The organism is Dawidia cretensis (genome assembly GCF_018598175.1).
Taxonomy (GTDB): Bacteria; Bacteroidota; Bacteroidia; order Cytophagales; family Cyclobacteriaceae; genus Ohtaekwangia; species Ohtaekwangia cretensis.
In genome coordinates, this window is the sequence record NZ_JAHESE010000171.1 from 1 (window position 1) to 308 (window position 308).

A 308-nucleotide genomic window follows, 5' to 3' on the forward strand; every position below is an offset into this window, starting at 1 on the left:
CCCGACATGTTGGCGCGGTTGATCTGTGCCGGTGTCGAGCTCAGGCTGTCGAGGAATGCGGCGAGCAGCGGAAAAGGCTCTTCCCACCGCTTGAGGTACGCCGGTGTAAAGTGAATGATAAACGACTCGTACTCTTGCTCGCCGCGGAAGGTACGTGTCGACTCCATCTCCGGCAGATAACACATATTGTACTGGTTGCGGAAGAGGACGCCGCCGGGCAGGCCCGGAGTGGTGTAATTGATATCGTTCCGTACGGCAAAGTGGAATCCGAGGAACGGACTCGGTACGGAATACGATACGGTCATATC

At 56.8% G+C, this 308-nt stretch carries 1 protein-coding gene; it reads right to left on the reverse strand.

Annotated elements, in window-relative coordinates:
- Nucleotides 1-308, reverse strand: a 308-nt coding sequence (locus KK062_RS30235) for a hypothetical protein (RefSeq protein ID WP_254088112.1), incomplete at both ends; no start/stop codon positions are given.